The sequence below is a fragment of the Enterobacter cloacae complex sp. 370H10 genome, assembly GCF_050031535.1.
GTDB lineage: Bacteria > Pseudomonadota > Gammaproteobacteria > Enterobacterales > Enterobacteriaceae > Enterobacter > Enterobacter intestinihominis.
The window spans coordinates 2,616,606-2,632,028 of sequence record NZ_JBLGWG010000001.1; the positions used below are offsets into that span (position 1 = coordinate 2,616,606).

At 53.8% G+C, this 15,423-nt stretch carries 17 protein-coding genes; 10 read left to right on the forward strand and 7 right to left on the reverse strand.

Features of this window, described 5'->3' with window-relative positions; genetic code table 11:
- Window positions 1–807, forward strand: coding sequence for a putrescine export ABC transporter ATP-binding protein SapF (sapF, locus tag ACQG2Q_RS12890; RefSeq protein ID WP_003856838.1), 807 nt, complete (start codon window positions 1–3; stop codon window positions 805–807).
- Here the strand turns inward: sapF and ACQG2Q_RS12895 are convergent.
- Window positions 804–1,394, reverse strand: coding sequence for a TetR/AcrR family transcriptional regulator (locus ACQG2Q_RS12895; protein ID WP_022648309.1), 591 nt, complete (start codon window positions 1,392–1,394; stop codon window positions 804–806). The genes sapF and ACQG2Q_RS12895 overlap by 4 nt on opposite strands.
- A 132-nt stretch (window positions 1,395–1,526) precedes the next feature.
- Between ACQG2Q_RS12895 and ACQG2Q_RS12900 the strand changes: the two genes are divergently transcribed.
- From ACQG2Q_RS12900 to pdeR, 5 genes are all read left to right on the forward strand, one after another.
- Entirely contained in the window at window positions 1,527–1,928 is a 402-nt protein-coding gene (locus tag ACQG2Q_RS12900; RefSeq protein WP_045308900.1) for a RidA family protein, read from the forward strand.
- A gap of 281 nt (window positions 1,929–2,209) precedes the next feature.
- Window positions 2,210–2,998 carry an enoyl-ACP reductase FabI gene (gene fabI / locus ACQG2Q_RS12905; RefSeq protein ID WP_003856831.1) on the forward strand — a complete coding sequence of 263 codons (789 nt, stop codon included), beginning with the start codon at window positions 2,210–2,212 and terminating at the stop codon, window positions 2,996–2,998.
- 153 nt (window positions 2,999–3,151) lie between these two features.
- Window positions 3,152–4,138 carry an oxidoreductase gene (locus tag ACQG2Q_RS12910; RefSeq protein ID WP_032676207.1) on the forward strand — a complete coding sequence of 329 codons (987 nt, stop codon included), beginning with the start codon at window positions 3,152–3,154 and terminating at the stop codon, window positions 4,136–4,138.
- A gap of 88 nt (window positions 4,139–4,226) precedes the next feature.
- A complete protein-coding gene (locus ACQG2Q_RS12915; RefSeq protein ID WP_063849108.1) occupies window positions 4,227–6,161 on the forward strand; it encodes an exoribonuclease II in 1,935 nt (644 codons plus the stop codon).
- Window positions 6,162–6,367: 206 nt separating this feature from the next.
- Window positions 6,368–8,356 (forward strand): cyclic di-GMP phosphodiesterase, encoded by a 1,989-nt coding sequence (pdeR, locus tag ACQG2Q_RS12920; RefSeq protein ID WP_063147225.1) that lies wholly within the window; start codon window positions 6,368–6,370, stop codon window positions 8,354–8,356.
- Here pdeR and ACQG2Q_RS12925 read toward each other — a convergent pair.
- The gene (locus ACQG2Q_RS12925; protein WP_022648314.1) at window positions 8,353–9,222 is read right to left on the reverse strand and encodes a crotonase/enoyl-CoA hydratase family protein; all 870 of its coding nucleotides are present in this window, start codon (window positions 9,220–9,222) and stop codon (window positions 8,353–8,355) included. The genes pdeR and ACQG2Q_RS12925 overlap by 4 nt on opposite strands.
- Window positions 9,223–9,413: 191 nt before the next feature.
- Between ACQG2Q_RS12925 and ACQG2Q_RS12930 the strand changes: the two genes are divergently transcribed.
- The 3 genes from ACQG2Q_RS12930 to osmB all read left to right on the forward strand — a co-directional run bounded on the left by ACQG2Q_RS12930 (window position 9,414) and on the right by osmB (window position 10,867).
- Window positions 9,414–9,596, forward strand: coding sequence for a hypothetical protein (locus tag ACQG2Q_RS12930; protein ID WP_022648315.1), 183 nt, complete (start codon window positions 9,414–9,416; stop codon window positions 9,594–9,596).
- A gap of 37 nt (window positions 9,597–9,633) precedes the next feature.
- Window positions 9,634–10,386 (forward strand): DNA-binding transcriptional regulator YciT, encoded by a 753-nt coding sequence (locus ACQG2Q_RS12935; RefSeq protein WP_022648316.1) that lies wholly within the window; start codon window positions 9,634–9,636, stop codon window positions 10,384–10,386.
- A 262-nt stretch (window positions 10,387–10,648) separates the two neighbouring features.
- Window positions 10,649–10,867 carry an osmotically-inducible lipoprotein OsmB gene (gene osmB, locus ACQG2Q_RS12940; protein ID WP_003856823.1) on the forward strand — a complete coding sequence of 73 codons (219 nt, stop codon included), beginning with the start codon at window positions 10,649–10,651 and terminating at the stop codon, window positions 10,865–10,867.
- A gap of 104 nt (window positions 10,868–10,971) precedes the next feature.
- Here the strand turns inward: osmB and yciH are convergent, their stop codons facing one another.
- From yciH to pgpB, 5 genes are all read right to left on the reverse strand, one after another.
- The gene (gene yciH / locus ACQG2Q_RS12945) at window positions 10,972–11,298 is read right to left on the reverse strand and encodes a stress response translation initiation inhibitor YciH (protein ID WP_063150495.1); all 327 of its coding nucleotides are present in this window, start codon (window positions 11,296–11,298) and stop codon (window positions 10,972–10,974) included.
- The gene (gene pyrF, locus ACQG2Q_RS12950; protein WP_032624129.1) at window positions 11,298–12,035 is read right to left on the reverse strand and encodes an orotidine-5'-phosphate decarboxylase; all 738 of its coding nucleotides are present in this window, start codon (window positions 12,033–12,035) and stop codon (window positions 11,298–11,300) included. Before pyrF ends, yciH begins: the two co-directional genes overlap by 1 nt.
- A 184-nt stretch (window positions 12,036–12,219) precedes the next feature.
- Window positions 12,220–13,389: a lipopolysaccharide assembly protein LapB gene (gene lapB / locus ACQG2Q_RS12955; protein WP_003856819.1), complete on the reverse strand. Its 1,170-nt coding sequence runs from the start codon at window positions 13,387–13,389 to the stop codon at window positions 12,220–12,222.
- Between the two features lie 6 nt (window positions 13,390–13,395).
- On the reverse strand, window positions 13,396–13,704 hold the full coding sequence (locus ACQG2Q_RS12960; RefSeq protein WP_006810839.1) for a LapA family protein: 309 nt from the start codon (window positions 13,702–13,704) through the stop codon (window positions 13,396–13,398).
- 148 nt (window positions 13,705–13,852) lie between these two features.
- Window positions 13,853–14,620: a phosphatidylglycerophosphatase B gene (gene pgpB, locus ACQG2Q_RS12965; RefSeq protein ID WP_032622464.1), complete on the reverse strand. Its 768-nt coding sequence runs from the start codon at window positions 14,618–14,620 to the stop codon at window positions 13,853–13,855.
- A gap of 197 nt (window positions 14,621–14,817) precedes the next feature.
- On the opposite strand from pgpB, the gene ribA reads away from it, so the two are divergent.
- On the forward strand, window positions 14,818–15,408 hold the full coding sequence (ribA, locus tag ACQG2Q_RS12970) for a GTP cyclohydrolase II (protein ID WP_013096372.1): 591 nt from the start codon (window positions 14,818–14,820) through the stop codon (window positions 15,406–15,408).
- Window positions 15,409–15,423 lie beyond the last annotated feature (15 nt).

Here is a 15,423-nt window from a genome sequence, read left to right on the forward strand (position 1 = left end):
ATGGTCGAAACCTTACTGGAAGTGCGTAACCTGAGTAAGACCTTTCGCTATCGCACCGGCCTGTTTCACCGTCAGACCGTCGAGGCGGTTAAACCGCTGAGCTTTACGCTGCGCGAAAAGCAGACGCTGGCGATTATCGGTGAAAACGGCTCGGGCAAATCGACCCTGGCAAAAATGCTCGCGGGTATGGTTGAGCCAAGCGGCGGTGAAATACTGATTGACGATCATCCTCTGGAATTTGGTGACTACTCTTTCCGCAGCCAGCGCATTCGGATGATTTTTCAGGATCCGTCAACGTCCCTCAACCCGCGCCAGCGTATTTCGCAGATCCTGGATTTCCCGCTGCGGTTGAATACCGACCTGGAGCCGGAAGCGCGTCGCAAACGGATTGTCGAAACCCTGCGTCTGGTAGGTCTCCTGCCCGACCATGTCAGCTATTACCCCCACATGCTGGCTCCGGGCCAAAAACAGCGTCTCGGACTGGCCCGCGCGCTGATCCTGCGCCCGAAGGTCATTATCGCCGACGAAGCGCTGGCGTCGCTGGACATGTCGATGCGTTCGCAACTCATCAACCTGATGCTGGAGCTACAGGAAAAGCAGGGGATATCGTATATCTACGTGACTCAGCACCTGGGCATGATGAAGCACATCAGCGATCAGGTGCTGGTGATGCACCAGGGTGAAGTCGTTGAGCGCGGCAGTACCGCTGACGTGCTGGCCTCCCCGCTCCACGACCTGACAAAACGCCTGATTGCCGGACACTTTGGTGAAGCATTGACGGCCGATGCGTGGCGGAAAGATCGTTAGCCGTTGCGTAACCCGCTTGCCAGCAGAGTAAACACCTCGATGGCATGCGGCAGCGTCTTCTGCGGCTCATCACTCGCGGCAATCATCAAGGCAGCATTCAGCGCAACGCCGTTCAACAGATGGGCTGCGACTTTCGCATCCATTTTTTTAAGCACGTTGCGTTCGATTAATTTTTCGATGGTCTGGCGGGTCGACTCAAGACAGCTGTTCTGGCTGGGCCATTGCGCCGGATCGCCCAGAACGGCCGGACCGTCAAGAAGCACGATACGCTGAACTTCCGGAACGAGCGCCATGTTGATGTAGGCGATGCCTTCCGCCAGCAGTCTCTCCCAATCATCGTCTGTGGCCGCGGCAACGGCTTTCGCGTTGCCCGCCATTTCGCTGTCTATCTGCGCGACCACCGCCGCCAGTAACCCTTTCTTATCTCTGAAATTATGATACAGCGCACCGCGCGTTAACCCCACGCTTGCCGTCAGTTCATCCATCGACGCTGCAGCAAAGCCTTTCTCAGCAAACGCCTTTCGCGCCGCATGAATCAATTTTTCGCGATTTTCCTGAGCTGTTTCAGCACGACGTTTTGTAGCCATAGAACTTCCTATAAAAGCGATATTTTTAATTTGACATACGCGGCGTATGTGAATTACATTTTTTCACATACATTGCGTATGTTACTTCTCTTAAGTAACCACAACAACGCCTCTAACAGAAAAGGAAATGCCATGCATCCACGTAATCCTGTCTTCCCTGCCAATCGACATGCCCTTTATGAGGAGCATGGCTATTCGGCTGCCATTCGCTCTGGCGATCTGTTATTTGTTTCCGGTCAGGTCGGCAGCCGCAGCGATGGCACGCCTGAGCCTGATTTCGCCGCTCAGGTGCAGTTGGCATTCGATAATTTACAGGCGACTTTGGCCGCCGCAGGATGCACTTTTGACGATCTGATTGATGTCACGACGTTTCATACCGATCCAGAAAACCAGTTCCCCGTCATCATGGAGGTGAAAAAACTGGTGTTTCCACAGCCACCTTACCCAAACTGGACGGCTATCGGCGTTAACTGGCTGGCCGGATTTGATTTTGAAATTAAGGTTATTGCCCGAATCCCCTCGCCAGCGAATTAATATCCGGCCGTCTTAGCGTGAAGCTTCTGGCCAACCTCTGGTTGGATGAGGCGAACCCAGCACCTGGTGATATACTGCTGGAATACACACGAAATAGCCTGATAAAGAGTCAGTTCAACGTCTTTCGTGCGCCCAGCCACGGCACGTGAGCGAGAAATATCGTGACACAAGGGGCTGTGAGTGGGCTATAATTTCGAGCTAATTTCGAATGATTTTGAAATACTGCCTGTAACGCTATGAATTACAAGGCAAAATAAGCAATGAATATAAGGATTAAAGCTATGGGTTTTCTTTCCGGTAAGCGCATTCTGGTAACTGGCGTTGCCAGCAAACTGTCCATCGCATACGGCATCGCACAGGCTATGCATCGCGAAGGCGCTGAGCTGGCGTTCACCTACCAGAACGACAAGCTGAAAGGCCGTGTTGAAGAATTTGCCGCGCAGCTGGGTTCCAGCATTGTTCTGGAATGTGACGTTGCACAAGACGAAAGCATTGATGGCATGTTTGCTGAACTGGCAAAAGCATGGCCGAAATTCGACGGTTTCGTTCACTCCATCGGCTTCGCTCCGGGCGATCAGCTGGACGGCGACTACGTGAACGCGGTTACCCGTGATGGCTTCAAAATCGCTCATGATATCAGCTCCTACAGCTTCGTTGCGATGGCAAAATCCTGCCGCGCGATGCTGAACCCGGGCGCAGCCCTGCTGACCCTGTCCTACCTGGGCGCAGAACGCGCTATCCCTAACTACAACGTTATGGGTCTGGCGAAAGCGTCTCTGGAAGCCAACGTGCGCTATATGGCGAACGCAATGGGTCCTGAAGGCGTGCGTGTTAACGCAATTTCTGCGGGTCCAATCCGTACTCTGGCCGCTTCCGGTATCAAAGATTTCCGTAAAATGCTGGCACATTGCGAAGCGGTTACCCCGATTCGTCGTACCGTTACCATCGAAGATGTGGGTAACTCTGCGGCATTCCTGTGCTCTGACCTTTCCGCGGGTATCTCCGGCGAAGTGGTTCACGTGGACGGCGGCTTCAACATCGCTGCCATGAATGAGCTGGAAATCAAATAAGTCTGTTACTCTCTTCCCGCCTGGGAAGAGAGTTTTCTCCCCTCCCCGCACTTCGTTATTCCGTTCTGCTATTTGTTATCACCTAACAATATTTTTCCCCTCATCCGCCTTACGCCAGGATATTGATCGCCATTTTGAGATCAAGGAACGCCCATGGAACAACGCCGTTTTTCCGGCAAAGGCCACTGGTATCACGAAACCCAGTCGAATCATTCGCAGACGGACGTTCTGCCGCTGGTGCCTGAAGCCGCTAACGTCGACGATCGTTTTTTGCTCGATTTAGCCCTGCCTGACGACATTGCCGCAAGCTGTTGTGGGTGGCTTACGCCAGCCCGAACCTTGTGCCGCCTCTTATTCCCGCTCGATACTCCCGTAAACCGTCTGCACACGCTTAGCGCCTACGACAGACTGAGCACGGCGTTGACGGTTTCCCAGGCGTGTGGCGTCCAGCGGCTCTGTAACCACTACGCGGCGCTCCTCGCCCCCCTTCCGGGCCCCGACTCTTCCCGGGAAAGCAATCGACGCCTTGCAGAAATCACTCAGTATGCCCGCCAGCTGGCGAGCTCTCCGGACGTCATTGACGATAAAGCGCAAACTCAGCTTGATGAGGTGGGACTGACAACGTATGACATTGTGCTTATCAACCAGATCATCGGCTTTACTGGTTTTCAGGCGCGGGCGGTTGCAGTGTTTCAGGCGCTGCTTGGCCATCCGGTACGCTGGCTACCGGGACACCACATTCAGCCCCATACACTACCGCTGAGCTTTACCCGATGGACAGCCACCCAGCCCGTAGTCGAACTGAAATATGCCAGTGCGGTTCAACTTGAGGCGCTCTCACGCTGGCAGGCCGAACCTGCGCTTTCAGCGCTCACGCCGGTTCTCTGCCATGAGCCGATGCTGCTGAATCTGACGGGCGAGATACTGGTTAACCACCCACAAAGCGAAGCCCAGCCATCTGCATCGCTCTCAGCCGCCCATGCGCTGCTGCTTACGTCTCCCGATCGTTTTAGCGCCGCCCAGTTAACGCCTCTCACGGAGGCCGGTATCCCGCCGGGCAAGGCAATTAACCTGTTAACCCACGGCGCTTTTAATGGCTGGCTGGACCGTCTTCGCGTGGCGCTTGGCAAAGAGGAATAACCACACGCTTTACCTAAAGAGCGCTTGCTGTAGCAGTGAGAATCGCGTAAAACTGTCAGCCGCTCAATGGCTACGAAAATAGAACATTATGTTTCAGGACAACCCGCTGCTAGCGCAGCTTAAACAGCAACTACATTCCCAGACGCCCCGTGCAGAAGGGGTCGTAAAAGCCACGGAAAAGGGCTTTGGCTTTCTTGAAGTTGACGGACAGAAGAGCTACTTCATTCCGCCTCCTCAGATGAAGAAAGTGATGCATGGCGACCGCATTTCGGCCGTTATTCATACCGAAAAGGAACGAGAGTCTGCCGAGCCGGAAGCACTGATCGAACCTTTCCTGACCCGCTTTGTCGGGAAAGTGCATAAAAAAGACGATCGTCTTTCTATCGTACCGGATCATCCTCTCCTGAAAGATGCCATCCCTTGCCGCGCCGCGCGTGGCGTTGAGCATGACTTTGTCGAGGGTGACTGGGCGGTTGCCGAAATGCGCCGTCATCCTTTAAAAGGCGATCGCGGTTTCTACGCCGAGCTGACCCAGTTCATCACCTTTGGCGACGACCATTTCGTCCCATGGTGGGTGACGCTGGCGCGCCACAACCTCGAAAAAGAAGCGCCGGATGGCGTAGCGACCAAAATGCAGGACGAAGGTCTTGAGCGTCGCGATCTGACAGCGCTGGACTTTGTCACCATCGACAGCGCCAGCACCGAGGATATGGACGATGCGCTGTATGCCGAAGAGGCAGCGGTTGGCAAAATGCATCTGACCGTCGCCATCGCCGACCCTACCGCATGGATTGTCGAAGGCAGCAAGCTGGACGAAATGGCCAAAGTGCGTTCGTTCACCAACTACCTGCCGGGCTTCAACATCCCGATGCTGCCGCGCGAGCTTTCCGACGATCTCTGCTCCCTGCGTCCCCATGAAGTGCGTCCGGTACTGGCCTGCCGCATGACCATCGCGGCTGACGGTACCATTGAAGAAGATATCGAATTCTTCGCCGCCACCATCGAATCCAAAGCTAAACTGGCTTATGACAACGTGTCCGACTGGCTGGAAAATACCGGCAGCTGGAAGCCTGAATCCGATAATATCGCTGCGCAAATTCGTCTGCTGCATCGCGTCTGCCAGAGCCGCAGTGAGTGGCGCCAGACCCACGCCCTGGTATTTAAGGACCGCCCGGACTACCGCTTTGTGCTGGGGGAAAAAGGCGAAGTGCTCAACATCGTCGCCGAGCCACGCCGTATTGCCAACCGTATCGTTGAAGAAGCGATGATCTCCGCCAACATTTGCGCCGCACGCGTGCTGCGCGACAAGTTAGGCTTTGGCATTTACAACGTGCACACCGGCTTTGACCCGGCTAACACCGAAGCGCTGGCCGCCCTGCTCAAAACCCATGACGTCCACGTCGATCCGGAAGAGGTGCTGACCCTGCCAGGCTTCTGCAAGCTGCGCCGCGAGCTGGACGCACAGCCGTCAGGTTTCCTTGACAGCCGCATTCGCCGCTTCCAGTCCTTTGCGGAAATCAGCACCGAGCCAGGCCCGCACTTCGGTCTCGGTCTTGAGGCATATGCCACCTGGACCTCCCCGATCCGTAAGTACGGCGACATGGTTAACCATCGTCTGCTGAAAGCGATCATCAAAGGGGAATCTGTTGCCCGCCCACAGGATGAGACTACGTTGCAGATGGCAGAGCGTCGCCGTCTGAACCGTATGGCGGAGCGTGATGTCGGCGACTGGTTGTACGCGCGTTTCCTGAATGATAAGGCAGGGACTGACACCCGTTTCCCGGCTGAAATCATTGACATCAGCCGCGGCGGTATGCGCGTGCGTCTGGTGGATAATGGCGCCGTTGCCTTTATTCCTGCCCCGTTCCTGCATGCCGTTCGCGACGAACTGGTTTGTAGCCAGGAAAACGGGACCGTGCAAATTAAAGGCGAAACGGTTTACAAAGTCACTGACGTGATTGATGTAAACATCGCTGAAGTCCGCATGGAAACCCGCAGCATTATCGCGCGCCCTGTCGCCTGATAACCGCGTAGACTCCCGGCCGTTCCGTTCAGGGATGGCCGGGAGTTCTCCCCAGTATTATCTCTCGCAAAATCATCGTTTTTTCTCACACTTTTCTGTTTCCCACCGCCATATTTCGCCAGAATTATCTACAGTAAAAAGAGCCGTCATAGTCGACTGCAAATGAATAATTTGTGCGCTACTCAGCAGCCGCGGGAGAAAACGGGATGGACGATCTGGAGCAGAATTTGCTGTTTCGTTACATGGGTACGCATAGCCCCTGGTGGCGACTAACAGCAGACAGCAATGCTCTGCATCTTGCTGCCAGTGAAAGCGCTGAAATCGTTCAGGTGGTTGCGCTGGACGATGAGCAGGCCGCTCTGATTCGCCAGCTCACCGTTATCACGTCCAGCATTGCCATGACCCTTCCCTTGTATGGTTTGGACGTTCCCGTCCATCTTGTCGGTCGTAAAATTAACAAAAATGAGTGGGCGGGAACGGCATCAGCATGGAACGACACGCCTTCCGTGGCGCGCGATCTGGCGCAGGGACTCTCCTTCGCCGAACAGGTGGTGTCCGAAGCTAACTCCGTAATTGTCATCCTCGACCAGAACGGGAATATTCAGCGCTTCAACCGTTTAAGTGAAGAATATACGGGCCTGAAGGAACAGGAAGTCATCGGGCAAAACGTGTTTAAACTGTTCATGAGCCGCAGCGAAGCCGCGGCCTCAAAACGCAACATCACCGGTTTTTTTCGTAACGGCAGCTCCTACGAAGTCGAACGCTGGATCAAGACCCGCAAGGGGCAACGCCTGTTTCTCTTCAGAAATAAATTCGTTCACAGCGGCAGCGGGAAAAATGAAATTTTCCTCATCTGTTCGGGTACCGACATCACGGAAGAGCGTCGGGCCCAGGAGCGCCTGCGCGTTCTCGCCAATACGGATACGATTACCGGTTTGCCTAACCGAAATGCCATCCATGAGCTGATCTCCGACGCCATCACCTCCCGGGGTGAAACGCAGGTGGGCGTGGTTTATCTCGATCTGGATAACTTTAAAAAAGTGAACGATGCCTATGGGCATATGTTTGGCGACCAGCTGCTACAGGCCGTTGCGCTGGCGATCCTGAGTTGCCTGGACGACGGACAAACCCTGGCGCGCCTGGGTGGGGATGAGTTTATCGTGATGGCCACCGATACCTCGCAGGGCGCACTGGAAGCTATGGCGTCGCGCATTCTGACCCGACTGCGGCAGCCTTTCCGCATCGGGCTGATAGAGGTTTACACTGGCTGCTCGCTTGGTATCGCGCTTGCGCCCCAGCACGGTAACGATCGGGAAAGCGTCATTCGCAATGCCGACACCGCCATGTACACCGCCAAGGAAAATGGCCGGGGTAAATTCTGCGTCTTCTCGCCAGAGATGAACCAGCGCGTATTTGAATATCTATGGCTGGATACCAACCTGCGTAAAGCGCTGGATAACGATCAGCTGTTAATTCACTACCAGCCAAAAATGACCTGGCGCGGCGAAGTCAGAAGTCTGGAGGCGCTGGTGCGCTGGCAGTCACCAGAGCGTGGCCTGATCCCGCCGATGGAATTTATCTCCTATGCGGAAGAGTCAGGGCTGATAGTGCCCCTTGGCCGCTGGGTTATGCTCGATGTGGTGCGCCAGGTGGCAAAATGGCGCGACAAAGGGATCAACCTGCGCGTCGCGGTCAACGTTTCCGCCCGTCAGCTGGCGGATCAGACCATCTTCAGTGACCTGAAGCAGGCGCTGAAAGACCTGAATTTTGAATACTGCCCGATTGACGTGGAATTGACCGAAAGCTGTCTCATCGAAAATGAAGAGCTGGCCCTGTCAGTGATCCAGCAATTTAGCCGCCTGGGGGCGCAAATTCACCTTGATGACTTTGGTACGGGGTACTCTTCCCTGTCGCAGCTGGCGCGCTTCCCTATCGACGCCATCAAGCTTGACCAGTCCTTCGTCCGGGATATCCATAAGCAGTCCATTTCACAGTCGCTCGTGCGCGCGATAGTCGCCGTGGCACAGGCGTTGAATCTGCAGGTCATTGCTGAAGGGGTGGAGAGTGCAAAAGAAGACGCCTTTCTGACGAAGAATGGCGTCAACGAACGGCAGGGTTTTCTTTTTGCTAAGCCCATGCCCGCAGCCGCATTCGAGCGATGGCTAAAGCGCTATCAGGCCAGGAATGTCCGTTAGCTGGCTTTGCGTAAGCCCGTCGCCTGATGGCGATTTTGCAGCATAACCAGCCGCTCCATGTAGGCGATATCCTTCGGTTCAAGGCAGAAGGCGGCATCCACCCAATCCTCTGTAATGTCCATCAACTCGCTTCGCGGAAGTGGCAGAACACGCGTACGCGCGCGCAGCATGGCCCTTACGCCGTTCAGCTTCGGCTGTAGCGTGTCGATAAACGTCCGTACCGAAACATAGCTCTGTAACGGCTCGAATAAGAGATCCACAAGACCGTGCTGTTCATACCATTCCGCCGTATGCGACTCACCTTTATAGATCAGCGCCTCTGCCATTTTCATGCCGGCACGACGCGCCACCAGTGAATAACCGCCCATGCCCGGGAACAGATTGAACGCGATTTCCGGAAAGCCTAATCGGGCATCGCGCTGGGCCAGAATGAAATGGTGCGCGAGCGCGGCTTCAAACCCGCCCCCTAACGCGCTTCCTTCCACCATCGCCAGCGTGACAGCACCCGTATCGAACCCTCGTGAGGCGGCATGAACGCAGTCCACACAGGCCCGGGCATAGGCGCGTAACGCTTCGCGTCGGTTGTTTTTGATGCACTCAACAAAGAATTGTAAATCACCGCCGGTATTGTAGATGTCAGGGACCAGCGATCCGGTGACCCAAAAATCAACGACATATCCGGACTGGCGAACCAGCCAGGAGAGATTCATGATCTCCTCGATCAGCGCATGATTGAAGCAAGGCCGTGGCGTGGCACGTAACATCATCCACACCGTGCGCCGTTCGGCCTCATAATAAGCCGCCAGTTGAGTGAATCGTTCAGCATCAGTAAACAATGTGCAGGTTGTCTGGTTGATAACTGTCATAGTCGAATTCCTCTTATAAAAAAGCGCGTTGCGCGCAGTTTTAGACTAATCCACCCCTACAACCCGCAGCATACGGGGGTAAAATTTGTCACTTTCAATTATGAACTTTGGTTATTGCATTTTTTACCTTCTCTTTTGAATCAATTTTCTGCATCATTGATAATATTAACTTTTCGCTTCAGGGTGAGCTTATGTCTAACATTGATGCAACAGCCGTGGCACAGCGTATTGATACTGTGCTGGATATTCTTGTCGCGGGCGATTATCACTCTGCTATCCGTAATCTTGAGATCCTCAAGTCTGAACTGCTGGCTGAGAACGGCACTGATAACGCATCAGAATCCACTCAACCAAAAGCCCCGTGGGAAGTGTAACCACGTCGTTTTCGCCCTTGCCTTTTAAATGGATGCTATGAATTCCCGACAACAAATCATTTTGCAGATGGTGATCGATCAGGGACGCGTAAGCGTAGTCGATCTCGCTAAAGCTACCGGCGTTTCTGAAGTCACCATTCGTCAGGATCTGAATCTTCTGGAAAAACAGAGCTACCTGCGGCGTGCGCACGGATATGCCGTTCCACTGGACAGCGACGACGTTGAAACCCGCATGATGAACAATTTTGCGCTCAAGCGGGAACTGGCGGAGTTTGCTGCATCCTTAGTGAATAACGGTGAGACCGTCTTTATTGAAAATGGCAGCAGTAACGCCCTTCTGGCGCGCACGCTTGCCGATCAAAAAGACGTTACCATCATTACCGTAAGCAGCTATATCGCCCATCTGTTGAAGGAAACTCGCTGCGAGGTCATTCTGCTGGGCGGCATTTACCAGAAGAAAAGCGAAAGCATGGTGGGGCCATTAACGCGTCAGTATGTTCAGCAGGTTCACTTCAGTAAGGCATTCATTGGCATTGACGGCTGGCAGCCCGATACCGGCTTTACCGGTCGCGACATGATGCGTTCAGACGTGGTGAACGCCGTACTCGCCAAAGAGTGTGAAGCGATTGTGCTGACCGATAGCTCTAAGTTTGGCGCCGTACACCCTTATACGATGGGTCCGGCTTCGCGCTTCAGCCGTGTGATCACGGATGAGCGTTTACGCGATGAATATCGCCAGCAATTAGAACAAGACGGCCTGACTGTCGATATTGTGAAAAAAACGGCCTGATTATCCTGCTGCGCCCGAATAATGGGCGCACTTAAACCTTTCTCTGAGAGTATTCCGACCCTTCCTTTAAGAGTTTTTACCTGTTGAAACTGTTCTAAACACGTAAAATTAATATTAGCGATATAACAGGAAGTGACTATCACCTGCGTGATGATGTAACGCCTGCGCGACCAGCTTTCACGGGAACAGAATTTAAGTATGGATATTGTCTATACTTAAAGTGCATTCCTTTCCGTGAATCGATAATTCAGGAGAAAGTATTATGACCTTTACCAGCAAAAAATTAGCCGCCGCTGTTCTGGCAATCACTGTAGCAATGTCTCTGAGCGCTTGCTCTAACTGGTCTAAACGTGACCGTAACACCGCGATTGGTGCCGGTGCTGGTGCGCTTGGTGGTGCAGTATTAACGGATGGTAGTACGCTGGGTACATTAGGTGGTGCTGCCGTAGGTGGTATTATCGGTCACCAGGTGGGCAAATAATCACCATAACGGTTCTCACCGGTATAATAATATATTTTGTATTTTCAGGTCTGACTTACGCACGTAAAAAAAAGAGCCACGGCAATGTCCGTGGCTCATTTATTTTAACCGCCCGCCAGTTTGACTTTCATACCTTTGGCTTCCAGGAGCGTTTTAATTAAATCCCGCTTATCGCCCTGAATCTCAATTATGCCGTCTTTTAGTGCCCCACCGCATCCGCACTTCTTTTTAAGCTCAGCGGCGAGCTTTACCAGCTCTGCATCATCCAGATCAATGCCGGTGACAAGGCAAACGCCTTTCCCTTTTCTGCCACTGGTCTGGCGCTGAATACGCACGATTCCATCGCCTTTCGGACGTTCAACTTTCTCTTTTGGCTCTTCAATACGCCCGGTATCTGTTGAATAGACCAGACGAGTGTTGGCATCACGCATTATGCCCCCTTTTTCAGTGATGCATTAATCGCTTTCAGAGTCTCTGCCGGATAAGCGGATTGCGTCACCGGGCGACCAATTACCATATAGTCTACCCCCGCGCTCAGCGCCTGCTCTGGCGTCATGATGCGTCGCTGATCCCCTGACTCGCTGCCTGCCGGACGGATACCTGGCGTCACCAGTTTAAATTCGCGGCCTAACTCAGATTTGAAGCGAACCGCCTCCTGAGCTGAACAGACCACGCCATCAAGCCCACACTGTTGCGTGAGGCGCGCCAGACGCTCCGCATGTTCGGCAGGTGACAACGTCACACCCAGGTCACGAAGGTCAGATTCATCCATACTGGTCAGCACGGTGACGGCGATAAGAAGCGGAGCGTCATTGCCAAACGGCACCAGCGCTTCGCGCGCAGCCGTCATCATACGTGCCCCACCGGAGGCATGAACGTTAACCATCCACACACCCAGTTCAGCCGCCGCAGCAACGGCGTGGGCAGTGGTATTCGGAATATCGTGGAATTTCAGGTCGAGGAAAACGTCGAAACCACGCTGGTGCAGATCGCGGACGATTTGCGGACCGAACAGCGTAAACATCTCTTTGCCTACTTTAAGACGGCAATCCCGGGGATCAATACCATCAACAAAGGCCAGTGCGGCGTCACGGTTATTGTAATCCAGAGCAACAACTACAGGAGAATCGGTAACTACGCGGGAAGTGGAGGAAGTAACAGACGTCATGACCAGCCCTTTTCGTCTATGGGCGCGCAGCGGCGCGGAACAGATAAACGGCGTGCATTCTACCTGCCCTCGGGGTAAATGAACAGAATCGAATGCTTTTCCTGTTGAACCACAGACCGCACGGTGCTGAAAGAAATAATGCACTCTTTAGTATGTTGTAACTAAAATGGAGTGTTTTAAAAAATCACTGCCCGTCCAGACCACGAATTGGCTTGATGGTGGACCAGGCCCGGCAGGAAGGGCAATGCCAGTAGAGCGAATAGGCGGTGAAGCCGCATTTCTGGCAGCGATAGCGCGGCTTGCTCCGCACCTGTTCACCGACCATGTCTCGCAGCACCATCAGGCTCTCTTTAGCGCGCCCTTCTTCTGCATCGTTAAGATGATAATCCATCAGCTTGTGGAAGACGCGCATCGTCGGATGGCGCTGCAACTGACGGGTAATGTATACCTGGGCGGTATCACTCCCTTCGTGCTCTTCGACGACATCCGACAGCATCAGCTCGGCTGTGGCACCGGTGTTTTCTTCAACACAGCGGCGCAGGAATGCAACCCACTCGTCCTGCTTACCTAACTGCTGATAGCAGGTTTGCAGCATTTCCAGTGTTTCGCTGACCAGCTCTTTGTCCTGATCGATAACGCGAAGCAGGCTTTCCACGGCTTTGGCGTAATCACCATTAGCCATAAAGACCCGCCCCATCATTATCGAGATGCGGGCGCTGTTGCGATCGGCCGCGGCGCCTTTTTTTAGCAATGCCATGGCCTTATCCATGTCATCGCTACCCATTTGCTGAAGGGCCAGCTCGCAGTAAAAATGGGCAATTTCGACGCGCTGTTTATCTTTGCCGAGTTTGACCAGCCGTTCGGCGGTATCAATTGCTTTTTGCCAGTCGCTGGTTGCCTGGTAGATTTGCAGAAGTTGCTGAAGCGCACCGATACGGAAATCGGTCTCATCCACCAGCTGAGAGAACATATCTTCTGCGCGATCGTATAGGCCCGCCGCCATGTAATCTCTGCCCAACTGCTGCACGGCCAGCAACCGTTGCTCATAGGTCAACGATGCGCTTTCCATCAGGGTCTGGTGGATACGGATGGCACGGTCAACCTCTCCGCGCGAGCGGAACAGGTTTCCCAGGGTGAGATGCGCCTCTACGGTGCCGGTATCCTCTTTGAGCATGTCGAGGAACAGATCGACCGCTTTATCCTGCTGATTGCTCAGCAGGAAGTTCACCCCCGCAACGTAGTCACGGGAGAGTCGGTTTGCTTCATCCTGTTTTGTTTGTTGCGCGCTTCTGCGGCCCATATACCAGCCATAGGCTGCGGCGACAGGCAAAAGCAGAAACAACAACTCCAGCATATTCGATTATTCCTTGACTACCGGCACACCAGAGCTCGCCGGAATGTCAGTCGCAGGCGTAAGTTGATGTTCAAGTCGTTTAATTTTACGTTCAGCGCGAACAAGGGAAACACGAACCTTAAGCCAGAACAGGCCACATACAAGCCAGCCGATGACAAAACCCGCTGCGAATAACACAGCCAGCAGGCTCGACACCCGGTACTCGCCCTGCGCCAGCAGATAGTTGAAACTTACCTGTTGATCGTTTTGCGCGCCCAATGTGACTGAAATGACAAAAATCGCCAACACCAGTAAGAAAATGAGTAAATATTTCACATGACTTCCCGTTATGTGGTTCGAGCGTATAAAGCGTGTTCAACTCACGGCAATCAGCCTTATAAGCTACCATTTTAGTGGCGGGCGCGAAACGGAAAAAGTAATGCGCCCTTCATGGATTTATGGTCAAAATGCGGAATATCAAGCTTCAGGTTCCGCCTGACTCCCTTTCGGCTATTTCTTCCTTCTCTTCCTGCGGTGGCGTCAGAGGCCCACAAAAACGTTGTGCAAGCCAGGTCGCCAGCGTAACCAGTACCCACGAAATCAGCGTAGCCACCACCAAATCACGCGGCCAGTGCATCCCCAGCAGCATCCGGCTGCCCATTACGCCTGTCGCCCAGACCAGCAAAATCGCAATCGTGAGGGTACGTCGACGTGGCCAAAGCAGCCCCACGCCGAGTAGCGCCCAGCTGGCAGCAAACATCGTATGTCCTGAAGGAAACGCAAAGCCGGTCTCTTTTTGCCAGTGTTTGCGTAAAAATGTCGGGATATCCTGCTGTTCCGCAAGCTGTTCTTTCACCAACGCCCCGCGATCCTTACGCTTTAAAGTGTAGAACTCATCTACCGGAATATGGTGCGTTTTTTCCAGCCAGATAACAAAGGGACGGGGTTCCTGCACGCGATCTTTCACCCACGACTTCACCCCCTGCCCGACAAGAATGGCGCCTCCGAGAATGGCAAATAATACCAGCGCCGCGCGAAGACGAAAGCGCAGGCACCACAGGAACCAGGCACAGAGCAGCACGTGCGTTATAATCCCCCAGGGCTGGGTGACCGTCTCAGTTATCCAGTATAAGGCTTTCAGCCACGTCTCGTTTTGTCCGGGCTTCCACATCCAGCCGGAGAACCAAACGATCAGGGGTATAACAAGCAATACGGCGGCGCCTGCGGCCGTGCGTCTGGCAATTGAAAGCATGTCCTCTCCTTTTTCACTAAGCACCACAATCATAACTGAATTTCCACCTTCTGGTGGATATGTCGGATCGTGCGTTTAACGTCCGTATAGCGTGGTGGTGATTAGGTGAAGTAGCCGGGCTTGTGGCAAAATAGTCCAATACAGAAAGCAAAATGGGGCAAAGGCACGAAACGTGTCAGCCTGGTATGGAGAATCACATGCAGCTTAAACGTGTGGCAGAAGCCAAACTGCCAACCCCATGGGGCGATTTCCTGATGGTGGGTTTTGAAGAACTGGCAACCGGACAAGATCACGTCGCCCTGGTATACGGTGACATTTCGGGGCAGACGCCGGTACTGTCCCGCGTTCATTCTGAGTGTCTGACCGGTGACGCGCTCTTCAGCCTGCGCTGTGACTGCGGTTTCCAGCTCGAAGCCGCTCTTTCTCATATCGCAGAGGAAGGACGTGGCGTGCTGCTGTATCACCGCCAGGAAGGACGCAATATCGGTCTGCTGAATAAAATCCGCGCCTACGCGTTGCAGGATCAGGGCTATGATACCGTCGAAGCAAACCATCAGCTCGGCTTTGCTGCTGACGAGCGCGATTTCACCCTCTGCGCGGATATGTTCAAGCTGCTGGGCGTGGACGAAGTGCGTCTGTTGACCAATAACCCGAAAAAAGTGGAGATCCTCACTGAAGCGGGCATCAATATCGTTGAACGCGTGCCGCTGATTGTTGGCCGCAATCCGAAAAACGCGCACTACCTCGATACCAAAGCTGCAAAGATGGGGCACCTGCTGAGCGAGTAAACGCAAAACGCCCGG

Bases quoted from the DNA above. Each gene is read 5' to 3' on its own strand.
- fabI (WP_003856831.1), top strand. From the start codon at position 2,210: ATGGGTTTTCTTTCCGGTAAGCGCATTCTGGTAACTGGCGTTGCCAGC.
- ACQG2Q_RS12900 (WP_045308900.1), top strand. From the start codon at position 1,527: ATGCATCCACGTAATCCTGTCTTCCCTGCCAATCGACATGCCCTTTAT.
- ACQG2Q_RS12895 (WP_022648309.1), bottom strand. From the start codon at position 1,394: ATGGCTACAAAACGTCGTGCTGAAACAGCTCAGGAAAATCGCGAAAAA.
- ACQG2Q_RS12930 (WP_022648315.1), top strand. From the start codon at position 9,414: ATGTCTAACATTGATGCAACAGCCGTGGCACAGCGTATTGATACTGTG.
- ACQG2Q_RS12910 (WP_032676207.1), top strand. From the start codon at position 3,152: ATGGAACAACGCCGTTTTTCCGGCAAAGGCCACTGGTATCACGAAACC.
- ACQG2Q_RS12925 (WP_022648314.1), bottom strand. From the start codon at position 9,222: ATGACAGTTATCAACCAGACAACCTGCACATTGTTTACTGATGCTGAA.
- sapF (WP_003856838.1), top strand. From the start codon at position 1: ATGGTCGAAACCTTACTGGAAGTGCGTAACCTGAGTAAGACCTTTCGC.
- ACQG2Q_RS12915 (WP_063849108.1), top strand. From the start codon at position 4,227: ATGTTTCAGGACAACCCGCTGCTAGCGCAGCTTAAACAGCAACTACAT.
- osmB (WP_003856823.1), top strand. From the start codon at position 10,649: ATGACCTTTACCAGCAAAAAATTAGCCGCCGCTGTTCTGGCAATCACT.
- yciH (WP_063150495.1), bottom strand. From the start codon at position 11,298: ATGCGTGATGCCAACACTCGTCTGGTCTATTCAACAGATACCGGGCGT.
- ACQG2Q_RS12935 (WP_022648316.1), top strand. From the start codon at position 9,634: ATGAATTCCCGACAACAAATCATTTTGCAGATGGTGATCGATCAGGGA.
- ribA (WP_013096372.1), top strand. From the start codon at position 14,818: ATGCAGCTTAAACGTGTGGCAGAAGCCAAACTGCCAACCCCATGGGGC.
- lapB (WP_003856819.1), bottom strand. From the start codon at position 13,389: ATGCTGGAGTTGTTGTTTCTGCTTTTGCCTGTCGCCGCAGCCTATGGC.
- pdeR (WP_063147225.1), top strand. From the start codon at position 6,368: ATGGACGATCTGGAGCAGAATTTGCTGTTTCGTTACATGGGTACGCAT.
- pgpB (WP_032622464.1), bottom strand. From the start codon at position 14,620: ATGCTTTCAATTGCCAGACGCACGGCCGCAGGCGCCGCCGTATTGCTT.
- pyrF (WP_032624129.1), bottom strand. From the start codon at position 12,035: ATGACGTCTGTTACTTCCTCCACTTCCCGCGTAGTTACCGATTCTCCT.